Source organism: Pseudomonas mandelii (assembly GCF_006438925.1).
In the GTDB taxonomy this organism is placed as follows: Bacteria; Pseudomonadota; Gammaproteobacteria; order Pseudomonadales; family Pseudomonadaceae; genus Aquipseudomonas; species Aquipseudomonas mandelii_C.
This window is the reverse complement of the sequence record NZ_RCZA01000005.1, coordinates 355,952-378,515: the sequence shown is the minus strand read 5'-3', so window position 1 is coordinate 378,515 and position 22,564 is coordinate 355,952. Positions and strand designations below refer to the sequence as shown.

Sequence of the window (22,564 nt, the reverse complement as noted above, 5' to 3'; positions counted from 1 at the left end):
CGACTTCGAGTGTTTGCCCCGCTTAAAGCGGCATCTGGTTCTTGAACCAGTCCAGAATCGAACCGTGACGCGGCACCCAGCCCAGTTCCGCCCGTGCGCGTTTGGCGATCACCCGGCTGTTGGTGCCGAAGGTGTAATGCACGTGCATCGGGTCCCAGTGTTGTTCGGCTTCTTCCACCGACCACGACCGGACCGGCCCCAGCTCCATGCGTTCAGAGAGGGCCGCGCCAATATCGGCGAACGACGCCTCACCGTTCTCGATGAAGTAGAACGCTCCGGCTGGCGAGGGGGCTCTCTCCCGTTCGGCTGCGAAGCCGTCGTGAGTGCAAAATCTGGGTTATACCTGAAAGTCGTGGTCTCAGGTTTTGGGGCTGCAGCGCAGCCCATCAGCATCATGAGGAACGTATTTCATGAAAAGCACCGGTCCTAGTCCTGTCATCACCATTGCAGAGCAGCCGGGCTGCCTGCTTGTAAAGTTTCACGGTATTCAAGTGGCCGCGTCCGCACGGGCGCTGGTGTTGCTCGAGGCCAACTATCCTCCGGTGTATTACGTACCGCGGGAGGATATCGATGAAAAGTACTTTGCCCGCACCGATCACACGAGTTATTGCCCCTACAAGGGCGATGCCAGCTATTTCAGTCTGCAAATCCCGGGACATGAGGGCGCTAACGCGGTGTGGAGCTATGAAGACCCCAAAGTGTCGGTAGAGCAGATTCGCAGCTACATGGCGTTTTATCCCGATCAAGTGACCTTTGAAATTCTCAAAGACGTTGAGTGAGGGGAGCTTTCCAGGCACACATGCGTAGTGAGAGGGCGGTGGATCAGGAGCGAGGCGGCCGACCTGTCTTTTGTTGATTGTGTACATATCCGTTTTTGCGGTCACGGCGGCTATCGGTTTCGCTTTTACAGCGAGTCACTTTGAAACGCGCAAAGTAACCAAACGCTCTTGCCCTTTTCGTTCGGTGCCTCGCCTAGGCTCGGCATACCCTCGCTCCGGTCCTGCTCCGTGGGCCCGCCGCCATCGGCCATCCATGGCCGGGGGCGGCTAACCCGGCATCCATGCCGGGTTGCCCACTGCGCAGAACCTCCACTCGGCCTCTCGAGAGGGCGGTGGATCAAGATCAAAAGCTGCAGGCGAGCTAACGCTCGGCCTGTTGAGTGGTGAGAAGCAAAAGCTGTATGCCGATCTGCTTTATGTGGGAGCGGGCTTGCTCGCGAAGCTGTTGATCTTGCCGTTGCCGTTGCCGTTGCTTTGGCTTTTGATCTGCTTGCCCCTTTCCCAGAGGCCGAACGCAGGCGTTGCGCAGGGGGCACCGCGGCAAGGATGCCGCGGTAGCCGCCCCCGGCCATGGATGGCCGATGGCGGCGGGCCCCCGGAGCAATGCCGGAGTGAGGGCATGCCGAGCCTGGGCGAGGCACCGAATGGAGGGGCAAAGCCTTAATAAGATAGTCAGCCCGGCGAGAACCTCGGCGAGTCTAAACTTGCCGGGGTGCTCTTTTTACCGAAGGAGGATCTCTCATGACTACCATGACGCTTCTAGGCATCGACATCGGCAAGAACACTTTCCACCTGCATGGACAGGACGCCAGGGGCCATCAGGTGCTGCGTAAAAAGCTCAACCGCAACCAATTGCTCCCTTATTTGGCGCAGATTTCGACCTGCAAAATTGCCATGGAGTCCTGCGGCGGTTCTCAGTGGCTTGCCCGGAAAATCAAGGAGCAAGGCCATCAAGTGCAGTTGATCGCGCCGCAACATGTGAAGGCCTATGTTACCGGCAACAAAAACGACTTCATTGATGCCGAGGCCATTTGTGAAGCGGCCTCGCGCCCTAGAACCCGTTCGGTCCAAGTCAAAACCGTAGAACAGCAGGTGTTGTGCACTGAGCACCGACTGCGCAAGTCCTTGGTAAGTCGACGCACCGCCGTCATCAATCAAGTGCATGGATTTCTCCTGGAGTTCGGCGTCATCTTTCCCGCCGGATACGCCGCCCTTGATCGGGTCTCGGGCCTGATGCAAAGCCGCGAACTTCCCATCCGTTTGATAAACGCCATTGAGCGCATGCTTGAAGATATTCGGCAGCTGACTGGCGAGATCAAAAAACTTGATGTCGAGATCAAGCAAAGCCTCGTCCAAAACGACGCCGGTCAACGCCTGCAAAGCATCCCCGGCATCGGCCCCCTCATCGCTAGCGCTCTGGTGGCCGATGTCGGCGACGCTTCGGTTTTCAAATCGTCCCGCGACTTCGCCGCATCGTTGGGGTTGGTGCCGCGACAGTATTCAACAGGTGGCGAAACTGTCCTCCTCGGCATCAGCAAACGGGGCGATAAATACCTAAGAAGCCTGCTTGTACAGGGCGCTCACACCGTTTTGTACCGAGTCGATCACCGAACCGACGCCCTCGGTAGGTGGGCCAAAAACTTGCTCGCCCGCAAGCCTCTGAACAAAGTGGCCTGTGCCCTGGCGAACAAAATGGCCAGAATCATCTGGGTGTTATTAACCAAGGGCGGCACCTACAACTCACAGTTTTTGGCTTGATCCGTACGCTTCACCACCGGCTTTTGCGACGTCAGTAGCTGATGACGATAAACGGTAGACATCCTGGCTGAAAACCTGAGAAGCAAAAGAGCTTTGGAGGCTGAAGCCTTTTTAAAGGACAGGCAGGAGCGACTACTCATCAAGGGCCGAGCGCTATCCGTGCTCACACTGAGCCCGAATACATTAGCGCAAGCTCGATTTACCGTTCATCAGTGCTGGGTGGCAGAAGATGGGCTGACCATACATTTGCTTACTTTTCGGCGTTTGGAAAAGTGAGTCGCTGTAAGAGCGAAACCATAAGTGGCCGTTACCGCAGAAACGGATATGTCCCCCGACCTTAAGTGAACAGCATTACCGCATTGGCGAGGCGTTTTCTTACAGTGGCTACAGTTGCATTCAGCTCATCGAACAGCATCCACCAGCGTGGATTCATCAATCTGACTAATCGAGGTCACCCCGGTCAAGGTCATGGCGACGCGCATTTCCTTGGCGAAGATATCCAGCATATTCTCCACCCCGCGTTGACCATCGGCGGCCAGTGCATAGGCCATGGAACGCCCCAGTAATACGCCTTTTGCGCCCAGTGCCAACATCCGTACAACGTCAAGCCCCGAGCGGATTCCCGAGTCGACCAGTACCGTCAAATCATTACCGATGGCTTGCATGATGGGCGGCAATGCCCGGGTGGTGGAGAGCACGCCGTCCAGCTGTCTCCCTCCGTGGTTCGACACGACAATGCCATCCGCGCCAAAGCTGACCGCGTCTCTGGCATCCTGAGGATCGAGAATGCCTTTGATGATCATCGGGCCTTTCCAGAACTCACGAATCCACTCCAGATCGCTCCAGCTGATCGAAGGGTCGAAGTTATTGGCCAACCAGCCCATGTAGTCCTCGAGGGTGACGGCTTTGCCCAGGTACTTCGAGATATTGCCCAGGTCGTGTGGTCGCCCCATGACGCCGACGTTGAATGCCCAGTCGGGTTTGGTCATGGCCTGAAGCATTCGTCGCGATGATGCAAAAGGACCTGACATGCCCGAGTGTGCGTCCCGGTATCGGGCGCCGGGCGTGGGCATGTCCACGGTAAACACCAGGTTTTTCACACCGGCGGCCTTCGCCCGTTCCAGTGCATTCTTCATGAAACCTCTGTCCTTCAACACATACAGCTGAAACCAGATGGATTGCTGGCTTTGTGCCGAGACTTCCTCGATCGAGCACACCGAAACTGTTGATAGGCAAAGCGGGATGCCTTTATTTTCCGCCGCTTTAACCGCCTGCACCTCACCACGACGGGCGAACATGCCCGTCAGGCCGACTGGGGCCAAGATGATGGGCATTGAAAGCGGTTGGTCGAAGAGGGTGGTTTCAAGACTCAAGGTTTCGACGTTTTTCAGAATGCGCTGACGCAGGCTGATGCCAGTCAAATCAGCGCTATTGGCCCTCAGGGTATGCTCTGCATAAGCCCCGCCATCAATGTAATCAAACAAAAAACGCGGGAGTTTGCGACGTGCTGCCTCGCGATAGTCGGATGCGGATGAAATGATCATGGTGCCTCGGTCTGGTGAGTGGCGGGGCGATGGTTGCGTCGAGCGTAGAGTCAGATTAACGAAAACGCCCCGCATTGCGGGGCGTTTTTTTGCACGTGCTATCAGTTGGTATCCAGGTCCACGTTCTTGGTTTCACGTAAACAGATCAGCCCGACGACCAGGCTCACGCCGGTAATCACCACCGGGTACCACAGTCCGTAGAAGATGTCCCCGGTGTACACCACCAAGGCAAACGACACCGTTGGCAGGAAACCGCCGAACCAGCCATTACCGATGTGGTACGGCAGGGACATCGAGGTGTAGCGGATGCGGGTCGGGAACAGTTCGACCATCAGCGCTGCCAGCGGGCCGTAGCACATGGCGGAAATGATGATCAGCGCGACGATCAGCGCCACGATCATCGGTTTGTTGATCAACTGGGTGTCGGCTTTTGACGGATACCCCGCGAGGGTCACGGCGCCACGCAAGGCCGCCTCATCGTAACCATCGAGTTTCACTTCCCCGACACTCACCTGCACGGCACTGCCGGCCGGTGCAGCTTCGCTGCTGTAAGGAAGGCCCTGTTTCACCAGGAAGGTTTTGACCTTGTCGCAAGGGCTGTCAAATTTCGCCTTGCCCACCGGGTCGAACTGGAAGGTGCAGGTGGCCGGGTCCGCCAGCACGGTGATCGGTGCCTGACGGCTGGCCTGGTCAATGGCCGGGTTGGCGTAGTGGGCGATGGACTTGAAGATCGGGAAGTACAGTGCAGTCGCCAGCAGCAGGCCGATCATCAGCACCGGTTTGCGCCCGACTTTATCCGACAGCCAGCCGAAGAAAATGAAGAACGGGGCGCCGATGATCACACTGACGATCAGCAGGCTGTTGGCCAGCGCCGGGTCCATTTTCAGGAACTGGGTGAGGAAGAACAGCACGTAGAATTGCGCCGCGTAGAAAGTCACGGCTTGCCCGGCGTTGATGCTGAACAGGGCGATCAGGACGACTTTCAGGTTTTCCCATTTGCCGAAGGAATCGCGCAGCGGCGACTTGCAGAGCTTGCCTTCCTCTTTCATTTTCACGAACGCTGGCGACTCGTGCAGGCTCATGCGAATCCAGGTCGAGATGCCCAGCAGAATGATCGAAAACAGAAACGGAATCCGCCAGCCCCAGACTTCGAACTGGTCACCGGTGAAGTAGCGGCAACCGAGCACCACCAGCAGCGACAGCAGCAAGCCGAGGGTTGCGGTGGACTGAATCCAGCTGGTGTGGAAGCCGCGTTTTCCCGTCGGTGCGTGTTCGGCCACGTAAGTGGCAGCGCCGCCGTATTCACCGCCCAAGGCCAGGCCCTGAAGCATGCGCAGCACCACAAGAATGATCGGCGCGGCGATGCCGATGCTCGCGTAGGTCGGTAGCAACCCGACGCAGAAAGTCGCCAGGCCCATGAGGATGATGGTTGCAAGGAAGGTGTATTTACGTCCGATCATGTCCCCCAACCGGCCGAACACCAAAGCGCCGAACGGCCGCACGATGAAGCCGGCAGCGAAGGCCATCAGCGCAAAGATGAACGCCGTGGTGTCGTTGACCCCGGCGAAAAATTGTTTGCTGATTACCGCCGCGAGGGCGCCATAGAGGAAAAAGTCGTACCACTCGAAGACCGTCCCGAGCGACGAGGCGAAGATGACTTTCTGGGTTTCCTGGCTGGTGCCCGCGCTGCGCACGGCTTCCAGGGGCTGAACATGTTCTGACATATCGGTATCCCTCACAGTGATTGTTTTTTTTGTTCCACTGTCGACGCCGGCCTTATGGGCTGGCGCCGCTACTGTCGATGTATCGGGTGCACTGGCTCTCTGTAGGAGCTGGCGCAGCCTGCGATCTTTTGATCTTTCAGCGCCTTCAAAGACGCCAAAAGATCGCAGGCTGCGCCAGCTCCTACCGGTGTGATTCAGGCGTTGCTGGTCAGTTCCTTCTGCGCGGCGATGCTCCTTGAGTTGGGGTTGAGGATCAGTTGTGCGGCTTTTTCGGCAATCATCAGCGTAGGCGAACAGGTGTTGCCCGAGGTGATGCGCGGCATGATCGAGGCGTCGGCGATGCGCAGGCCGGGGATGCCATGGACGCGCAGTTCGGCATCGACCACGGCGTCCGCGTCGTTGCCCATGCGGCAGGTGCCGACAGGATGGAAAATCGTTGTGCCGATACGCGCGGCGGCTTCGTGCAATTCTTCGTCGCTCTGCAAGCTATCTCCGGGCAAGTACTCGACCGGTTTGAACGCTTGCAGGGCCGGGGCGGCGACGATGCGGCGGGTCAGGCGAATGGCGTCTGCTGCCACCCGCAAGTCCTCCGGATGGCTCAAGTAATTGGGCTGGATCAGCGGCGCTTCCTGCGGATCGGTGGAGCGGATCTCGATGCGACCACGGCTTTGCGGGCGCAGATCGCACACCGACGCCGTGAAGGCGGGGAACGCATGCAACGGCTCGCCGAAACGCTCCAGCGACAGCGGTTGAACGTGGTACTCGAGATTCGCCGATGTTTGCTCCGGTCCCGAACGGGCGAAGGCCCCGAGCTGGCTCGGCGCCATGGACAGCGGGCCGCTGCGGTCATACAGGTAACGCAGGCCCATGCCCATCTTGCCCCACAGGCTGCCGGCGATCTGGTTAAGGGTGCGGGTGTTTTCCAGTTTGTAGATCAGGCGCAGTTGCAGGTGATCCTGCAGATTGCCACCCACGCCGGGCAGCTCATGAGCAACGCCGATCCCCAATCGTTGTAGCAGCGGGCGAGGGCCGATCCCGGAACGTTGCAGGATGCTCGGTGAGCCGACGGAACCGGCGCACAGCACGATTTCCTTGCGTGCCTTGAAGGTTTTCGTCTCACCCTGCCAACGCGCACTGACCGCCGACGCACGGCCGTTATCCAGCAGCACGCGATCCACTTCGACATCGGTCAGTACGGTGAGATTGGGGCGGTTGCGGATCGGTTTGAGAAACGCCTTGGCCGCGTTCCAGCGAATACCGGCTTTCTGGTTGACCTGGAAGTAGCCGCAGCCTTCATTGTCGCCCTGGTTGAAGTCATCGATGCTGGCGATGCCGCTTTGCTCGGCGGCCCTTTGGAAAGCATCGAGAATCGGCCACGACAGTCGCTGACGTTCGATTCGCCATTCACCGGCGGCGCCGTGAAACGCCGAGTCGCCAGCAAAATGGTTTTCGCTCTTTTTGAACAACGGCAGCACGTCTTGCCAGCTCCAGCCGGGATTGCCCTGAGCCGCCCAGCCGTCGTAGTCGCCGGCCTGGCCGCGCATGTAGATCATGCCGTTGATCGAGGAACAGCCACCGAGCACTTTGCCACGCGGATAACTCAGGGCGCGACCTTGCAGGCCGGGTTGCGCTTCGGTCTTGAAGCACCAGTCGGTGCGCGGGTTGCCGATGCAGAACAGGTAACCCACGGGGATGTGAATCCACGCATAGTTGTCGCGGCCGCCAGCTTCGAGCAGCAGCACGCGATGTTGCGGGTTGGCCGACAACCGATTGGCCAGCAAACAACCGGCCGGCCCGGCCCCGACCACGATGTAGTCGTATTCATCCAGGGAAGTCTGCATCCGTGACCTCATGTTGTTGTTCTTGTTGTCGGTCATCCTAGTTGTTAGCTTTCGTCAAAAGAATGTTAGTTTTTGCGCAGCCACTGTGCGTTTTTAAACAGCCTCACCTCAAGGACGGTTCATGTTCGACTGGAATGACCTGCGGTTTTTTCTCGAATTGCAGCGCAGCGGGCGTCTGCTCACCGCCGCCCGCCGTTTGAACACCACCCACGCCACCGTGGCCCGGCACATCGAGGCCATCGAAAAGAGCCTCGGCACGGCGTTGTTTGTCCAGCATGCCCAGGGTTATGAGCTGACGCCGGCGGGCGAAGCGTTGCTCAAACACGCCGAAGCCATGGAAAACGTCGCGTTGCTGGCGCAGGAAGAAATCACCCAATCCACGGCGCCGCTGGGCAAGATCCGCGTCGGCGTGACAGAGGGGTTGGGCATCATGTTCCTCGCCAGCCGCATGAACGGCCTGTTCGAACGTTATCCGGGGCTCGAAGTGGAACTGGTGGCGGTGCCGCGTTTCGTCAGCATCCTCAACCGCGAAGCGGAAATCAGCATCCACCTCGAGCGCCCGGCCGCCGACATGCTGGTCACACGCAAACTGACTGACTATCGATTGGCGCTGTACGCCAGCCAGGAGTATCTGGACCGCTCACCACCGCTGCGCAGCCGCGAAGACCTCGGTCGCCACGCCTGGATCGGTTACGTCGATGACTTGCTGTTCAGCCAGGAATTGGTGTTTCTCAACAGCTTCTGTCGCAATCCGCAGGTGGTGTTTCACAGCACCAGCGTCATCGCCCAACAACAGGCCGCGCGTTCCGGGCTGGGGATCGCCGTGCTGCCGTGTTACATGGCCAGCGCTGATCCCGGCCTGGTGCCGTTGTTGCCGGATGAGAGTATTCAGCGCAGCTACTGGATCAGCACGCGGCGCGAGCTGCACAAATCCGTGCGGTTGCGGGTGTTGTGGGATTACGTAGTGGCGTTGTGTGAGGCGGAGCAGGGGTTGTTGCTGGGATAGCGTTTGGCGTCCAGTCTATTGGATGACGACAAGGAGCGTTATCCGACACTCCGTCGCGATAAAGGGAGCTTGCAGCATGACCGACGATACAAAAACAAAAGGCCCGGCGTCGTACTTTCCGTCAATCGAGAAAAAGTACGGGCAGCCAATCAGCCACTGGCTGGATCTGCTGGGAACGGTGAGCGCAAAGAAGCACATGGAAATGGTGGCGTGGCTGAAGACTGAACACGGTATGGGGCATGGGCATGCCAATGCTTTGGTTGCGCATTATTTGGCGAGCGCTAAAACGTGAACCGACAAGCTCCCACGCCACAGATTGTTTAGCCGCTTGGGACCGCAACAACTCAATCCTTGGGCGGCAGCTCGCGGGTGGTTCGCTGCAATGGACTGAGCCGTTGGCCGTCCGGAATCGACAGCGTCGCCCGCAATCCGCCCTCCGGCCGGTTGACCAGGGTAATGCGTCCACCCAGCCGAGTTGCAATGGTGTTGACGATCGTCAGTCCCAACCCCGCCCCCTGGGCGTTACCGCGACTGTAAAAGCGTTCGAACAAGCGCCCGCGTTCCCCTTCGTCGATGCCCGGTCCCTGATCCTCGACACTCAGCGAATAGAAACCGTCCGCCTGACTTAACTGCACGGTGATAACACCATGTTCCGGGGAGAAGTTTGCCGCGTTACTGATGAGGTTGTTCAGGGCGATGTCGATGGCCGCCGCGTCTGCCATCACGGTAAAGGGACGGTCAATGACGTCGAAGGCCAGCTCAAGGTTCTTGCTCAGTAACCAGGGTGTTAGCTGAGCCAGGCTGTCGCGCACCGTTTGAGTCAGGTCGATCGTGTGCAGCACCGGTGTTACGGCTGTGGGCTCGAGGCGCGCCATGGTCAGCAATTGGTTGACCAACCGGCTGGCTCGGTCCACGCCCGAAATCAGAAACCCCAGGGATTCCCGACGCTCCTGTTCGGTGCCGGCCTCCAACAGGTTTTGCGCATGCACCCGCAGCACCGCCAGGGGGGTGCGCATTTCATGGGCGGCGTCGGCGATAAAGCGCCGCTCGCGGCCGAGCACTTCCTGAATCTGCGCGAGCATGCGATTGAGCGCCGCTTGCATCGGCTCGAGCTCGCTGGGCAGCGGGGTCAGTTGCAGCGGTTCCAGAGAGCCGCTGTGCCGAGCCCGCAGCGTCGCCGCCATGTCGGCCAGGGGCTTGAGGCCCCAGCCAATGGCCAGCCAGACCAATGCAGCCAGAATCAGGCTGCCCAGCACATTGGGCCACAGGGTATGGCGCACAATTCGCTCCACCAGGTCCGAACGCACGTCTTCACGTTCACCGACCCAGATCCGCAGGTCATTCTGTTTATCTTCAAGTACAAACGCGCGCCAGTGACGGTCGCTCAAGTCCACCACGTCGCTGAAACCAGGCACCGACGGCGGCGCAGTGAAAGAGGGCGCGCTGGCTGTGTGCACCAGCACTTCGCCCTGACGATTCCACACCTGAAAGGCAAGCTTGGTTTCATAGGGATGGCCGTCGACCCTTGGCTCCGCCTCGCCCAACGCCTTGTTGAAGGCCTGATACAGGTCAGCGTGTTGCTTGCTGGCCATGGGCATGCGCATCACACCCTGCAACAGCCGGGCGTTCTGCGCGAGTTGGGCATCGTAGACTTCGGCGATTTCATGATTGCTGTCGTGCAGGTTGAACATGCTGATCATCGCCAGACCCGCGAGCATCAGGCCGATGATCAGCGTCAGGGTGCGGCGCCGGATTGACGTCATCGACGCTCCTCCACCAGATAACCGACACCGCGAATGGTACGGATCAGATCGGTGGAGAATTTCTTGCGCAGATGATGGATGTGCACTTCCAGGGTGTTGCTTTCGGCTTCTTCGTTCCAGCCGTAAAGCAACTGCATCAAGTGATCGCGGGTCATGACCCGGCCCGGTGGCGAGAGTAATTCGTGGAGTAGCTGATATTCCTTGGGCGTCAGCGCGACCGGCTCGCCCAGATAGCTGACTTGCTGGGTGCCGGGGTTGAGGCTGATGCCGGCGTGTTCGATCAGCATCTGCGCGCGGCCGGCACTGCGCCGCAGCAAGGCCCGCAGGCGCGCCTTGAGTTCGGCCAGATCAAAGGGCTTGATCAGGTAGTCGTCGGCGCCGGCATCCAGCCCGGCGATACGGTCTTCGGTGGCATCCCGCGCGGTGAGGATCAGCACGGGCAGATTGGAACCGCTGTCACGCAGGCGGCGCAGCACTTCCAGCCCGTCCATGCGCGGCAGGCCGAGGTCGAGCACCGCCAGATCAAAGTTTTCGCTGAGCAACGAATGCATGGCACTGCTGCCGTCCTGCAACCAGTCAACGGTATAACCTTCGCGGCCCAGGGCCTGATGGATGCCTTCGCCCAGGGCCACGTCATCTTCAACCAGTAATAAGCGCACACGGACTCCTGTCAGTCGAGTTTCTTGTTCACGTCCACCAGCAAGGCTTCGATCTCTTTGCGCCGCCCGGCGTCGGCGGTTTCCCGGCCGGGCCTTGGGTCTGCCTGCAAGGCTTTTTGCAGCGCACCCCGGGCTTCGCTGTAGCGTTTTTGACGGTAGAGGTGATCACCCCAGAAGTACAGACTATCGATGCCGTTCGGGTTGAGTTGCAAGGCCTGCTTGAGCAACTGTTCGGCCTTGTCTGAGTCGCCAAAGCCAATGGGCCAGCCCGGTACGCGATCATACAGCGCCCCGAGGCTGGTGTAGGCCGAGCCTTGCAGGGCTTTTGGGTCCAGGGCCAGGGCTTTCTCCAGATCGACTTTCGCATCCTTGACCTTGCTCAGCGCACCGAGCCCGCCTTGGGCGCCGGCCCAGCTGCTGTTGACGATGCCGGACCAGATCCAGGCTTCGGCCACCGATTGGCGTTCGTGAGTGAACGCCGAGGCCTGGCCGGCGAGTTTTTCAAACGCCGCGGTGCGTTGATTCTCGGGCACTTCGTATTGAATGTGCGCCCAACTTTGCTGGATGCCATTGAGACGTTGCTGATCGGCGGCGTCCAGCGCCCAGACGCTTTGGCTCAAGGCGCCCATCAGCAAGCAGGCAAAGAGTTTTTTCATGGCTTGAGATTCTCGTTATCGGGCTTCTGACTCAGGCGACGGATCAGAGGCAACTGCTTGCGCAGGCCGCGATCCACCAGGTTTGGCAACAGACTGTTCAGGCGTACGAAAAAGCGTTCCGGCCAGCCCAGGTACAAGTCGCGGCGGTCACCGGCAATGGCGTGCATCACCGCCGAGGCGACTTTTTGCGGGTCGTCGACATTGGATTTGAGTGCGTCATTCAAGGCCTGCGCCGCCGGGCTGTTCATGCTGGTGCGGGTGGCACGTGGCGCGACGTACAAAACGCCGACGCGGGTGTCGGCCAGTTCCCGGCGCAGGGCTTCGGAAAACCCCCGCAGGGCAAACTTGGTGGCGCAATAGCTGGCGTAACCGGGGTAGCCGATGGAGCCGTAGGTCGAACCGACGTTCACCACCATCGCGCTTTCAGCTTGCTTGAGCAGCGGCAGCAATAACTTGGTCAGGCAGATCGGCGCGCTGATGTTCACCGCCAGCATGGTGTTGATGTCGCTGTCATCGAGCTGTTCAAGCATGGCGAAGTGATTGACCCCGGCGGCGTTGATCAGCAGGTTGATACCGCCGATAGCTTCGGCGGCGGCCAGTACTTTGCGGCGGTCGGCGAGAAAGGTCAGGTCGGCGCCGACCCAGTACAAATGCTGCGGATAGCGTTCGAGCAAAGGCTCCAACGGTTCCCGATGCCGAGCCACCGCCAATACTCGGGCGCCACTGGAGCACAGGGCGGTTGCGATTGCCAGGCCAATGCCGCCGCTGGCACCGGTCAATACCACGCGAGCCTCAGACAGGTGCATGCAGGTTCTCCCCGTTGCGCGGCAAGCCGCGGAACATGTCGGTGTACAGCGTATAAACCACCTTGGATGCGTGAATCACAGCGGCCTGGTCGGCCGGATCATCGAGGGTGTTCATCAGTCGGCGATAGGTGTGCATGTGCTCGATATCCAGCGAGCCATGGGAGCTGAGGTAACTGAAAGCGCTTTGCGGCAGGTCCAGGCGTTCGCGAATGCTGTCGGCAGCATGGGTGGCCAGGGCGATGCTGGTGCCTTCCAGCACGTTGACCATGCCGAACAGGCCGACCGGGTTGTCCCGGGCTATCAGGTCGTAGAGGAAACTGACCATCAATTCGATCGGCAAGGACGGACGACCATCGCGCACCGCATCCTTGTCGCCGCCGCAGGCTTCGATGTCGTCGAGAACCCATTGTTCGTGGCCGTATTCGTCCTCGATGTACTCGCACACCGCTTTACGCAGCCATTCCAGGCGCGACGGCAGGCGTGCGCCGCAGGCCATCATCAAGGGCACGGTGTGACGTACGTGGTAATAGGCTTGCGCCAGGAAGGCCCGGTAGCTTTCCAGGCTGACCTTGCCCTCGAGGGCGTCGAGAATGATCGGCAGGTTGAACAGCTCGTGGCGTTCTTGATGGGTGGCTTCTTGCAGTGTGTCGAAAAAGCTCATGACGCAGATTCCTCTGAAAAATCAGCTTCAGTCAGTTGTGCCCGGTAACGCTCGACGATGGCGTCCCGGCGTGGTCGGCCATTGGCGGTCAGCAGACCGTTGACGGGTGTGAACGGTTGATCCAGACGCGTCCAGTGATGGACCTGGGCGTAATCGGGCAGGGCCTCGTTGGCGTGGGCCACGGCGGCGGCCAGTTCTTCGTCGGTGCAATCCGGGCGATGGGGCCAGAGCAGCGCGTGGTTGCTCGGCATCGCTTCGCCGTAGACAAAGGCCTGGGCAATATGATGACGTTGGGTCAATTCAGCCTCGACCCATTCCGGGTTCACATTGCGGCCGTAGCTGGTGACAAATTGATGTTTCTTGCGCCCCTTGAGGTAGAGAAAACCTTCGGGGTCGAACTCGCCAAGATCGCCGCTGGGCCACCATTCATCGGTGTGCGGCGCCTCGCCCAGATAACCGAGCAAGGTTGAGCCCTTGATCAGCACTTCGCCGTCGTCAGCCAGGCGAATGTCCACGTGGGGCAGGGGCCGGCCGACACTGCCAGGGCGGCGCGCTTCTGGCCGATTGAGGCACACCACCGACGCGCACTCGGACAGTCCGTAGCCTTCGTAAACCGGTAGACCGATCCGTTGCGCGCGATGCAGCAATTCTTCGCTGACCCGTGCGCCACCCACCGCGGCAAAACGCAACGCGTGGGGGTTGAAGGCTTTTTGCTCGGCGGCGCTGACCAGCAGCAGCAGTAATTGCGGCACGAGGATCAGGCTTTCGGGCGCGCGGGTGATCAGGCATCCGAGCAGTCGCGGCACATCCACACCGCTGGCACCCTGAATACCCAGGGCTTTCTGGCTGGGCAGGCTCAGCGTCGCGCCGGCGTACAGCGCCGCATAGCAGCCGATATTCTCCAACAGGATCGCCAGCGGCAGAAGTGCGAGGTGATGCTGTGGATCGGTGGGTTTGCTGGCCTGATCCAGTTCGCGGGCGACCCGCAGAATGCTTTCGGCGCTCAGGCACACGCCTTTGGGGGTGCCAGTGGTGCCCGAGGTGAAGGTCAGTTTGGCGGTGCCTTCGGGCATCCGACTTGGGCCGCTGAAGATGCGGCGCCAGAACTCGCCGGTTTTTTCGTAGCCGGCCATTTTCAGTTCAGTTTCCAGTGCTGGCTCAGCAATCACCAGGGCGGACTGGCTTTGCTTCAGGCAATGTTTGCGTTGAGCCGGGCTGAAGAAAGGTGGCAACGTCAGGCAGGTCAGGCCTTCGAACAGCGCGGCCAGGTCCCAGAGCATGGCTTCGACGCCATTGTCCAGGGCCAGTGCAACCACCTTGACGTTTTCATCGCGCAGACGCTGCTGGCGATACATCACTTCTGCGTACAGCGTGGCGTAGTCCAGTTTCAGTTGATCGCCCCACACGGCGACGGCATTGGACTTGCGCTGGGCATGGCTGCGCAGCGTCTGTTTGAAACGCTCCATTTCAGGCGACATGGCTGGATTCCTCGATGGACGATGGCAACCCCAGTCGGTTGAACATCCCGATGTTGCGCAAATGGATGAAGCCGGCGCGGATGTTGCCAACGTGCACCCAGGGCTTGCTCTCGTAGTAACTGCCCCAGCTGTGGCGGTCGTCGCCCAGCCGCTCGGGATCGGCAGCGCAGAGGGTGACGGGCTTCAGGCCCAGGCGATGAAAGCTGTTCACCAGGCCGATGTTGCCGGTGAACGCCACCCATTCCAGGCCACCCATCGCCAGCAGGTACGTGATGGCGATGATGCTCATTCGCGCACTGCCGGTGTCGCTGGCGGCCAGGTTGCCCACTTCGACGATGCCCCTGCGGTCTACTGCACAATCGACCGCGGCACTGATCAGCGGATCGATCGGTTCGTCCAGGTAACTTTCCAGATAGAGCGGTTCGCTACTCGCCAGACGCACGCCGGCCACTGCACACAGTTCACCTGACGCGTTGTTCATGCCAAACAGCTCCGGCATGAAATGACGGATGTCGGCCCCGTGGGCCTTACGGAAACGTTGCTGGATAAAGGCTTCGAAGACCGGACGCAGGGGCTCGTCCGGCAGGGCTCTGGCCAAACTCATCTGCGGGGTTTCGGCTTGTCCGAAATGCAGGGGCAGAGGAATGTTCCAGTTGAAATCGGGCATTGGAAGACGCCTCCCCGGGTAAGTATGGGAGAAGTATCGGAAGCATTTCTTAACTGAGTCTGAAGGTGGCCAAAGACCGATCGGGCCTGTCTTCAGATTGCCTTAAGACTGGGCGGGCAGGGTGGCGCCGATCGGTTCGGCAACAAAGCGGAACCGGGCTGCGCGAATGACTCGGCAGCCACAATAACGTTCACGAGGCCTGTTATGACCCGCAATGCACTCGCTCACCGGTATGGAAAACTCTCGATCACCTTGCACTGGCTGATGCTTGCGCTGTTTGTCGGCGTGTATGCCTGCATCGAAATCAAAGGGTTGTTGCCAAAGGGGCACGCCTTGAAGGGATTGTTTCTTGGGTTGCACGGCTTGTTCGGGCTGAGCATTTTTGTGTTGGTGTGGGTGCGCTTGCTCGGGCGGATCACCCCGCGTCCGCCGATTACGCCGGCGCTGCCCGGCTGGCAGACGGGCGTTTCGCACCTGATGCACCTGGCGTTGTATGGGCTGATGATCGCCACGCCGTTATTGGCCTGGCTGATGCTGTCGGCAGGTGGCAAGCCGATGCCTTATTTCGAGTTCTTCCTGCCTTCGCCGGTGGCGGTCGATCCGGACCTGGCCAAGCAGTTCAAGTACTGGCACGAATTGCTCGGCAGCACCGGTTACTGGCTGATCGGCTTGCACGCGGCAGCGGGGTTGTTCCATCACTATTGGGTCCGTGACAACACCTTGACGCGCATGCTGCCCGGTCGATCCGGCAATACGGTCAATCAGCGTCAGCGATAATCTCGAACCCGGTGCTGGCCAGGCGCTCGCCGTTCACCAGAATGTGCACGGCGTGATGACCCGCGTAATGCCGGCGGGTGGTGAGTTCTTTGATCTGCTGACTCCTGACGATGGACTCGGTCGCCTTGCCGGGAAGCGTCAGCGCCTTGAGCTTGAACACCTTCGCCGACGTGCTGCCGTTGGCTTTGACGTAATCGATGGCGTAGTCGATCACCAGTCGCTGACTGTCCTGGACCGTGGATTTCATGGCGAAGGACAGGGTGATTTTTTCACCCAGACGAATCACCGCCGGTTCCACCTTCACATCGATGATCTCGACCTCAGGCTTGCCGCCCGCGCCAATGATCGCCAACGCTCGTTGGTTGCCCTGTTTGATCAGGCTGCGCAGGGCGTGTTTGGCGATCCATGCGGTGTGCTTGTTGTCCAGCGACCAGCCTTCGATCAGGTCCAGCACCCATTCAGGATGATCCTTGGTGATGTCGTTGAGGTGGTTGGCCACGGACTTGCGCACGTAGAGGCTGTCGTCGGCCTTGAGGTTATCGAGGATCGCGGCCGCCAATGTTGGGTCAGCCTGAATCTGTTCCAGTCGAAACGACCATGGCAGGCGCGGTCGGCTGCCTTCGCTGGCCAGGCGGCGGACGTGTTCGTTGTCGTCCAGGGACCAATCGTGCATGACCGCCAGGGAGCGTTCGATGTCGCTGCGCAGGAAATGGCGGATCGCGAACTCCGAGGAGCCGAACGCAGTGAAGTACTTGAGGGCGTCCATGGATTGTTCGAAAGCATGTCCGCCGTACGTCGCGACGTAATGCGGTAATGAGATGCTGACGAAGCCGCTGTTCAGCCGCGGAACGAGGGCGCGCAGCACTTCAAGCGTCTGTTCATAACTCAACGGCAACACCGCATGCAGGCACTCGCTGACCCGGGCCATGCGCTGCATGATTGATAATTCGGCTAGCCCGTCGTTGGCCAGTTTCAGGAAGGCCTTGGCGTTGAACGTGGGGTAGACGGAGGTCATCTCGGTGGCGATGTGCTTGAGGCGGTCGGCGTTGAAGATTTCTTTCAGGGCGGGGGCGGGTTGGTTGGTGTTGGTCATAGGATGGGTTTGCTCGAATGGTTGTGTGTCAGTTAGATCCATCCCCTCATCCCAGCCCTATCCCCACGGGGGAGAGGGGGAAAGGGGGCAGATCTCCATTGCTTTCAAATCCTGAGTTCGACTCGATAATTCAGGTCGCCGTATCTCAAAAGAACTCCCAGATCAGTCCCCTCGCCCCTTGGGGAGAGGGTTAGGGCGAGGGGCTGGATCTCAAGCTTTACCCGATTCCTGCTCCCCCAACTGATCCGACTCAAACAATCTCGCCAGTTCCGCCCGGGCTTCCTGCGCCGTCTGCAATACCTTCGCCGCATCGTCATAAACCGCATGCTGGGCCTCCAGCACCTGCTCGTCGTGATGCTTGAAGCGCTTGATCCGCGCATCGGCCTGGGCCGGGGTCAGCCCCAGGCCGACCAGCGTGCGCCTGCTCATTTCCAGACTCGAATAATAGGTTTCCCGAATGGCCTCGGCGCCAAGGTCCACCAGCCGATGCACATGCTGACGGTTACGGGCCCGGGCGATGATTTTGATGTGCGGGTAGAGTTTGTGCACCAACTCGGCGGTCTTGATGTTGGTGTCCGGGTCGTCGGTGGCGATGACAAAGTATTCCGCCTGCTCGACCTTGGCCGCACTGAGGATCTCCGGGCGCATCGGGTCGCCGTAGAACACCGGCACACCGCCGAAGCTGCGCGACAGTTCGATGGTTTCCACCGAGGTATCGAGGGCGACGAATTTGATGTTCTGCGCGCGCAAAATCCGCGCAACGATCTGCCCCATACGGCCCATGCCGGCGATCACCACGCGTGGCGTGTCGGTATCGATCTCGCGGAATTTCTCCGGCACCACCACCGGTTGAACCCTGGGGCTGACCAGTCTCGCGCACACCAGCAACAGCAGCGGCGTCACCGCCATGGACAAGGTGATGGTCAGCACCAGCAAGTCGTACAGCCGAGGTTCGAACAGTCCCTGGTCGCGGCCGATCTTGAACACCACAAACGCAAACTCACCACCGGCCGCGAGCACGATGCCAAGGCGAATGGCACTGACCTTGCCCAAGCCACCGGCCAGTCGCCCGACAACAAACAGCAGCGGCAGTTTGATTGCGATCAGCAGCAGGGTCAGGCCCAGCACCGTGATCGGCGCGTTCAGCAGCAGACTGAGGTTGGCACCCATGCCGACACTGATGAAAAACAGCCCCAGCAGCAATCCCTTGAACGGTTCGATTTGCGCTTCCAGTTCGTGGCGGTATTCGGAGTCCGCCAGCAACAACCCGGCAAGGAACGCCCCCAGCGCCATGGACACGCCAACCAGGTCCATCAGCCACGCCGTGCCGATCACCACCAGTAACGCAGTGGCGGTCGAGACTTCCGGCAAACCGGTCTTGGCCACCACCCGGAATACCGGTCGCAGCAGATACCGCCCACCGATCACCACCACCGCGATGCTGCCTAGCACGCGCAAGCCGTGATTGAGGCCTTCGCCAGCGCTGCTGGAGTGATCGCCGCCCGCCAGCAACGGCACCATGGCAATCAGCGGGATGGCGGCGATGTCCTGGAACAACAGAATCGCGAATGCCAAGCGTCCGTGGGGACTGGTCAGTTCCTTGCGCTCGGCCAGGCTTTGCAAACCGAACGCCGTGGACGACAGCGCCAGGCCCAAGCCCAGCACGATCGCGCTGTTCAACGGTTGGCCGAACACGAACAACGCCAGCACACCAATCACCGAGCCTGTCAGCAGCACCTGCGCCAGGCCGACGCCGAACACCGATTTGCGCATGACCCACAAACGTCGCGGCGACAGTTCAAGACCAATGATGAACAGCAGCAACACCACCCCGAGTTCGGAAATGTGGCTGACGCTTTGCGGATTGCCAATCAAGCCCAGCACCGACGGCCCGATGATCACCCCGGCAAACAGATAACCCAGCACCGCCCCCAGTTGCAGGCGCTTGGCCAAGGGAACGGTGAGCACCGCCGCGAACAGAAACACGACAGCGGCTTGCAACAGGTTGCCTTCATGGGGCATGACAAAAACTCCATTCACTCGGTATGGCGGGGGTGACAAGGATAAAGGGTGATGCTTGATGCGTCAGCCATGAACATACAGTTCTGCTGACTGACACACCGCCATCGCGAGCAGGCTCGCTCCCACATTTGTTTGTGGGGTGCAGAGATACTGTGTCCACCGTAGATCCATTGTGAGAGCGAGCCTGCTCGCGATGGCGGCCTGTAGGGCGACGAAAATGTAGTTATATGTTGCATTAATTAGTTACATTTATGCGATAGGCTGATCAATCTGTCCGTTCCCGAGTGCGCACCATGGCCATCAACTTCGACCTGAACGACCTGCAAGCCTTTCGCGCTGTGGTGGAGCAGGGCAGCTTTCGCAAGGCGGCCGACGCGGTGCGCATTTCCCAACCGGCGCTGAGCCGGCGCATCGAAAAACTCGAAGACGCCCTCGGTGTGAGGTTGTTCGAACGCACCACACGCAAGGTCAGCCTGACCCAGGCCGGACGCGGTTTTATGCCGAGTGTCGAGCGTCTGTTGGACGATCTGGACGTGGCGCTATTGGGCATCAGCGAAGTCGCCTCGACCCGCCTCGGTCACGTCACCGTGGCCTGCGTGCCTTCAGCGGCTTACTACTTCATGCCGCGAGTGATCGCCCACTACCATCGGCAGTTTCCACGGATCAAGGTCAAGGTCCTCGATTCCAGCGCCCATGAAGTGCTGAGTGCGGTGGTCAACGGCGAGGCGGATTTCGGCCTGAGTTTCATGGGCACCCTGGAGGCGGAAGTGGAGTTCGAGCCGCTGGTGCAGGAAGGTTATGTGGTGGCGTGCCGGCGCGATCATCCCTTGGCCGGACGCGCCAGCGTGACGTGGGATGAGTTTTATCAGCAGGACTACATCTCGCTGGACAAGACGTCCGGCAATCGCTTTCTGCTGGATCAGGCGCTCACGGGCATCGTGCCGCAGCGGTCGAGCATCTGCGAAACCCGGCATGTGACGACGATGATTGGTTTGGTCGAAGCGGGGTTGGGCGTGGCAGCGGTGCCCTTGATGGCGATGCCGGCGGCGGACCACCCGATCCTGACGCGGGTGCCGCTGACCGATCCGCAGGTGATGCGCAGTGTCGGTTTGATCAAGCGCCGGGGGCGCACATTGACCCCGGCGGCGCTGGAACTGGAACGGCTGGTGGTGGAAATGAAAGTCCAGGTCAGCGACTGACTGAGTCCAGCCCGGTGGCTTTCACCTCCGGTTGAGCGGCGGTGGAGGCCAGGTAATCCAGCAACGCCTTGGCTTGCGCCGGGTGTTGCGCACCGACCGGAATGCCGGCGGCGAAACGCGTGACCGACTGCACCGACTCTGGAATCTTCGCCACAAAACTCACGCCCGGCACCGGCAGCAACTCGCTGACCTGCTGAAAGCCCAGTTGATAGTCACCGGTGGCAACCACCGAGCCCACCGGGATTTTCGCAACCATCGTCGATTTGGGTTTGAGTTGGTCTTCGATGCCCAGCCGTTTGAACAATTGTTCCTCGATGTACACGCCACTGGCGCTGTCGGAATAGGCCACGGACTTCGCGTCGAGCAAGGTCTTTTTCAGGCCGTCGACAGAGCTGATGTCCGGTTTCGGCGCCCCTTCACGTACCACCAGACCGATCCGCGAGTCCGCCAGCTCGACCCGTGAGGCGGGATCGACTTTGCCTTGCTTGATCAGGTCATCAAGGGCGTAGCCGACCATGATCACCACGTCGGCCTTTTCACCGCGAGCCAGACGATTGGGGATCGCTTCCGGCGCCTTGCCCATCGAGGGGCCGAGGGCGGTATCTAACGTGTTGCCGGTGGAGGCGGCGAATTTCGGGCCGAGGATTTTGTAGGCCGCGGTGAAACCGCCGGAGGTCATCACGCGGATTTCTTCGGCCTGGGCGATGGTGCTCAGACCCAGGCTGGCCAGCAAAATCAGGGCAGCAAAATTGAATAGTTTCTTCATGGTCATGTGCTCTCAAAGGGGTCAGGACATCGACGGTTGCAAGCGACCGGTCGAACGGCGATAGAGATACAACGTCGCGCACAGGGCACAGAGCGCGGCAAAACTCATCCAGTAACCGGGCGCAGCCTTGTCGCCGGTGTACTGGATCAGGAAGGTCGACATCGCCGGGGTGAAACCACCGAACACCGCCGTGGCCAGGCTATAAGCCAGGGAGAAACCGGCAACCCGAACTTCGACCGGCATGATTTCCGTTAGCGCGGCAATCATCGCGCCGTTGTACAAACCGTAAATGAACGACAACCACAGCAGCACCAACAGCATGTTGATGAAGCTTGGCGCCTGCACCAGATACGTCAGCGCCGGATACGCCGTGGCCAAGGTCAGCAGGGCCATGGCAATCAGCACCGGACGACGGCCGATGCGGTCCGACAGTGCGCCACCAATCGGCAGCCAGAAGAAGTTCGAAACGCCCACCAGCAAAGTCACCAGCAGTGCATCAGACGTGCTCAGGTGCAGCACGGTCTTGCCGAAGGTCGGTGCGTACACGGTGATCAGGTAAAACGCGGTGGTGGTCAGGGCCACCATCATCATCCCGGCGAACACGATCACCCAGTTCTGCGCCAACGTGCGGAACACATCGCCCATGCTCGGGCGGTGTTTACGGGCGGCGAACGCTTCGGTTTCCTCAAGGTTGCGGCGCAGGAAAAAAATGAACGGCACGATCATGCAGCCGACGAAAAACGGAATTCGCCAGCCCCAGTCGGCAATCATCGCCGGCGCCATCCACTGGTTCAGGCCATAGCCCAATGCTGCCGCGACAATGATCGCCACTTGCTGGCTGGCCGACTGCCAACTGGTGAAGAAGCCTTTGTTGCCGGGCGTGGCGATCTCCGAGAGGTACACCGAGACGCCACCCATTTCTGCGCCGGCCGAGAAGCCTTGCAGCAAGCGGCCGATCAACACGATGGCCGGGGCGAACAGCCCGATGGTTTCATAGCCGGGCACCAGCACAATCAAAATCGTGCCACTGGCCATGATCGACAGGGTGACGATCAACCCTTTGCGCCGACCCACATCATCGATGTAGGCGCCCAGCACCACGGCGCCCAACGGCCGCATCAGAAAGCCTGCGCCGAACACCGCGAAGGTCATCATCAGAGAGGCGAACTCGCTGCTGGCCGGGAAGAACACGGCAGCGATCTGCGTGGCGTAAAAGCCGAACAGGAAAAAGTCGAATTGTTCGAGGAAGTTGCCCGAGGTGACCCGGAAAATCGCGCTGGCCCGGGAGCGACCGGAAGTCGCGGGCCGTTGGGTTGATGCTGTCATAGACATGTACTCCACCGCTTTTATGACGTGCACCGCCTG

At 60.1% G+C, this 22,564-nt stretch carries 21 protein-coding genes; 6 read left to right on the top strand and 15 right to left on the bottom strand.

What is annotated here, in order from left to right; genetic code table 11:
- Nucleotides 1-22: 22 nt before the first annotated feature.
- Nucleotides 23-178 (bottom strand): hypothetical protein, encoded by a 156-nt coding sequence (locus tag EAH74_RS33335; RefSeq protein WP_240050507.1) that lies wholly within the window; start codon nucleotides 176-178, stop codon nucleotides 23-25.
- 232 nt (nucleotides 179-410) lie between these two features.
- Between EAH74_RS33335 and EAH74_RS14175 the strand changes: the two genes are divergently transcribed.
- Both EAH74_RS14175 and EAH74_RS14165 read left to right on the top strand, forming a co-directional pair.
- Nucleotides 411-779 carry a DUF427 domain-containing protein gene (locus EAH74_RS14175; protein WP_123368272.1) on the top strand — a complete coding sequence of 123 codons (369 nt, stop codon included), beginning with the start codon at nucleotides 411-413 and terminating at the stop codon, nucleotides 777-779.
- Between the two features lie 741 nt (nucleotides 780-1,520).
- Nucleotides 1,521-2,537: an IS110 family transposase gene (locus EAH74_RS14165; protein WP_140679296.1), complete on the top strand. Its 1,017-nt coding sequence runs from the start codon at nucleotides 1,521-1,523 to the stop codon at nucleotides 2,535-2,537.
- Nucleotides 2,538-2,938: 401 nt separating this feature from the next.
- Here the strand turns inward: EAH74_RS14165 and lldD are convergent, their stop codons facing one another.
- The 3 genes from lldD to EAH74_RS14150 form a co-directional block, all read right to left on the bottom strand.
- Complete coding sequence (lldD, locus tag EAH74_RS14160; protein ID WP_140679294.1) at nucleotides 2,939-4,081, bottom strand: FMN-dependent L-lactate dehydrogenase LldD; 1,143 nt, start codon at nucleotides 4,079-4,081, stop codon at nucleotides 2,939-2,941.
- Nucleotides 4,082-4,182: 101 nt separating this feature from the next.
- A complete protein-coding gene (locus tag EAH74_RS14155; RefSeq protein ID WP_140679293.1) occupies nucleotides 4,183-5,805 on the bottom strand; it encodes an MFS transporter in 1,623 nt (540 codons plus the stop codon).
- A gap of 194 nt (nucleotides 5,806-5,999) precedes the next feature.
- Nucleotides 6,000-7,646 carry a GMC family oxidoreductase gene (locus EAH74_RS14150; protein ID WP_140679291.1) on the bottom strand — a complete coding sequence of 549 codons (1,647 nt, stop codon included), beginning with the start codon at nucleotides 7,644-7,646 and terminating at the stop codon, nucleotides 6,000-6,002.
- Nucleotides 7,647-7,767: 121 nt separating this feature from the next.
- Here EAH74_RS14150 and EAH74_RS14145 point away from each other — a divergent pair, with 121 nt between their 5' ends.
- Together EAH74_RS14145 and EAH74_RS14140 are read left to right on the top strand one after the other, a co-directional pair.
- Complete coding sequence (locus tag EAH74_RS14145; RefSeq protein WP_123368268.1) at nucleotides 7,768-8,652, top strand: LysR family transcriptional regulator; 885 nt, start codon at nucleotides 7,768-7,770, stop codon at nucleotides 8,650-8,652.
- 76 nt (nucleotides 8,653-8,728) lie between these two features.
- Nucleotides 8,729-8,944, top strand: coding sequence for a DUF4287 domain-containing protein (locus EAH74_RS14140; protein ID WP_140679290.1), 216 nt, complete (start codon nucleotides 8,729-8,731; stop codon nucleotides 8,942-8,944).
- Between the two features lie 52 nt (nucleotides 8,945-8,996).
- Here EAH74_RS14140 and EAH74_RS14135 read toward each other — a convergent pair whose 3' ends face one another.
- The 7 genes from EAH74_RS14135 to EAH74_RS14105 are packed head-to-tail and all read right to left on the bottom strand — an operon-like array spanning nucleotide 8,997 to nucleotide 15,342.
- The gene (locus tag EAH74_RS14135; protein WP_140679289.1) at nucleotides 8,997-10,415 is read right to left on the bottom strand and encodes an ATP-binding protein; all 1,419 of its coding nucleotides are present in this window, start codon (nucleotides 10,413-10,415) and stop codon (nucleotides 8,997-8,999) included.
- Nucleotides 10,412-11,074, bottom strand: a complete 663-nt coding sequence (locus EAH74_RS14130; RefSeq protein WP_140679287.1) for a response regulator — start codon at nucleotides 11,072-11,074, stop codon at nucleotides 10,412-10,414. The genes EAH74_RS14135 and EAH74_RS14130 overlap by 4 nt, the downstream gene beginning before the upstream one ends.
- An 11-nt stretch (nucleotides 11,075-11,085) precedes the next feature.
- Nucleotides 11,086-11,730 (bottom strand): tetratricopeptide repeat protein, encoded by a 645-nt coding sequence (locus EAH74_RS14125; protein WP_140679285.1) that lies wholly within the window; start codon nucleotides 11,728-11,730, stop codon nucleotides 11,086-11,088.
- The gene (locus tag EAH74_RS14120; RefSeq protein WP_140679283.1) at nucleotides 11,727-12,536 is read right to left on the bottom strand and encodes an SDR family oxidoreductase; all 810 of its coding nucleotides are present in this window, start codon (nucleotides 12,534-12,536) and stop codon (nucleotides 11,727-11,729) included. Before EAH74_RS14120 ends, EAH74_RS14125 begins: the two co-directional genes overlap by 4 nt.
- A complete protein-coding gene (locus tag EAH74_RS14115; protein WP_140679281.1) occupies nucleotides 12,523-13,197 on the bottom strand; it encodes a TenA family transcriptional regulator in 675 nt (224 codons plus the stop codon). Before EAH74_RS14115 ends, EAH74_RS14120 begins: the two co-directional genes overlap by 14 nt.
- Complete coding sequence (locus EAH74_RS14110; RefSeq protein ID WP_140679279.1) at nucleotides 13,194-14,675, bottom strand: AMP-binding protein; 1,482 nt, start codon at nucleotides 14,673-14,675, stop codon at nucleotides 13,194-13,196. The genes EAH74_RS14115 and EAH74_RS14110 overlap by 4 nt, the downstream gene beginning before the upstream one ends.
- Complete coding sequence (locus tag EAH74_RS14105) at nucleotides 14,665-15,342, bottom strand: thermostable hemolysin (RefSeq protein WP_140679277.1); 678 nt, start codon at nucleotides 15,340-15,342, stop codon at nucleotides 14,665-14,667. The genes EAH74_RS14110 and EAH74_RS14105 overlap by 11 nt, the downstream gene beginning before the upstream one ends.
- A gap of 204 nt (nucleotides 15,343-15,546) precedes the next feature.
- Between EAH74_RS14105 and EAH74_RS14100 the strand changes: the two genes are divergently transcribed.
- Nucleotides 15,547-16,119 carry a cytochrome b gene (locus EAH74_RS14100; RefSeq protein ID WP_140679275.1) on the top strand — a complete coding sequence of 191 codons (573 nt, stop codon included), beginning with the start codon at nucleotides 15,547-15,549 and terminating at the stop codon, nucleotides 16,117-16,119.
- Here EAH74_RS14100 and EAH74_RS14095 read toward each other — a convergent pair.
- Together EAH74_RS14095 and EAH74_RS14090 are read right to left on the bottom strand one after the other, a co-directional pair.
- Nucleotides 16,100-17,212: a DNA alkylation repair protein gene (locus tag EAH74_RS14095; protein WP_140679273.1), complete on the bottom strand. Its 1,113-nt coding sequence runs from the start codon at nucleotides 17,210-17,212 to the stop codon at nucleotides 16,100-16,102. The genes EAH74_RS14100 and EAH74_RS14095 overlap by 20 nt on opposite strands.
- A gap of 210 nt (nucleotides 17,213-17,422) precedes the next feature.
- Nucleotides 17,423-19,234 (bottom strand): monovalent cation:proton antiporter-2 (CPA2) family protein, encoded by a 1,812-nt coding sequence (locus EAH74_RS14090; protein WP_140679271.1) that lies wholly within the window; start codon nucleotides 19,232-19,234, stop codon nucleotides 17,423-17,425.
- 293 nt (nucleotides 19,235-19,527) lie between these two features.
- On the opposite strand from EAH74_RS14090, the gene EAH74_RS14085 reads away from it, so the two are divergent.
- Entirely contained in the window at nucleotides 19,528-20,433 is a 906-nt protein-coding gene (locus EAH74_RS14085) for a LysR family transcriptional regulator (protein ID WP_140679269.1), read from the top strand.
- On the opposite strand, the gene EAH74_RS14080 is transcribed toward EAH74_RS14085, so the two are convergent.
- Entirely contained in the window at nucleotides 20,423-21,199 is a 777-nt protein-coding gene (locus EAH74_RS14080) for a substrate-binding domain-containing protein (protein WP_140679267.1), read from the bottom strand. The genes EAH74_RS14085 and EAH74_RS14080 overlap by 11 nt on opposite strands.
- A 21-nt stretch (nucleotides 21,200-21,220) precedes the next feature.
- Nucleotides 21,221-22,525, bottom strand: a complete 1,305-nt coding sequence (locus EAH74_RS14075; protein WP_140679265.1) for an MFS transporter — start codon at nucleotides 22,523-22,525, stop codon at nucleotides 21,221-21,223.
- Nucleotides 22,526-22,564: the final 39 nt, after the last annotated feature.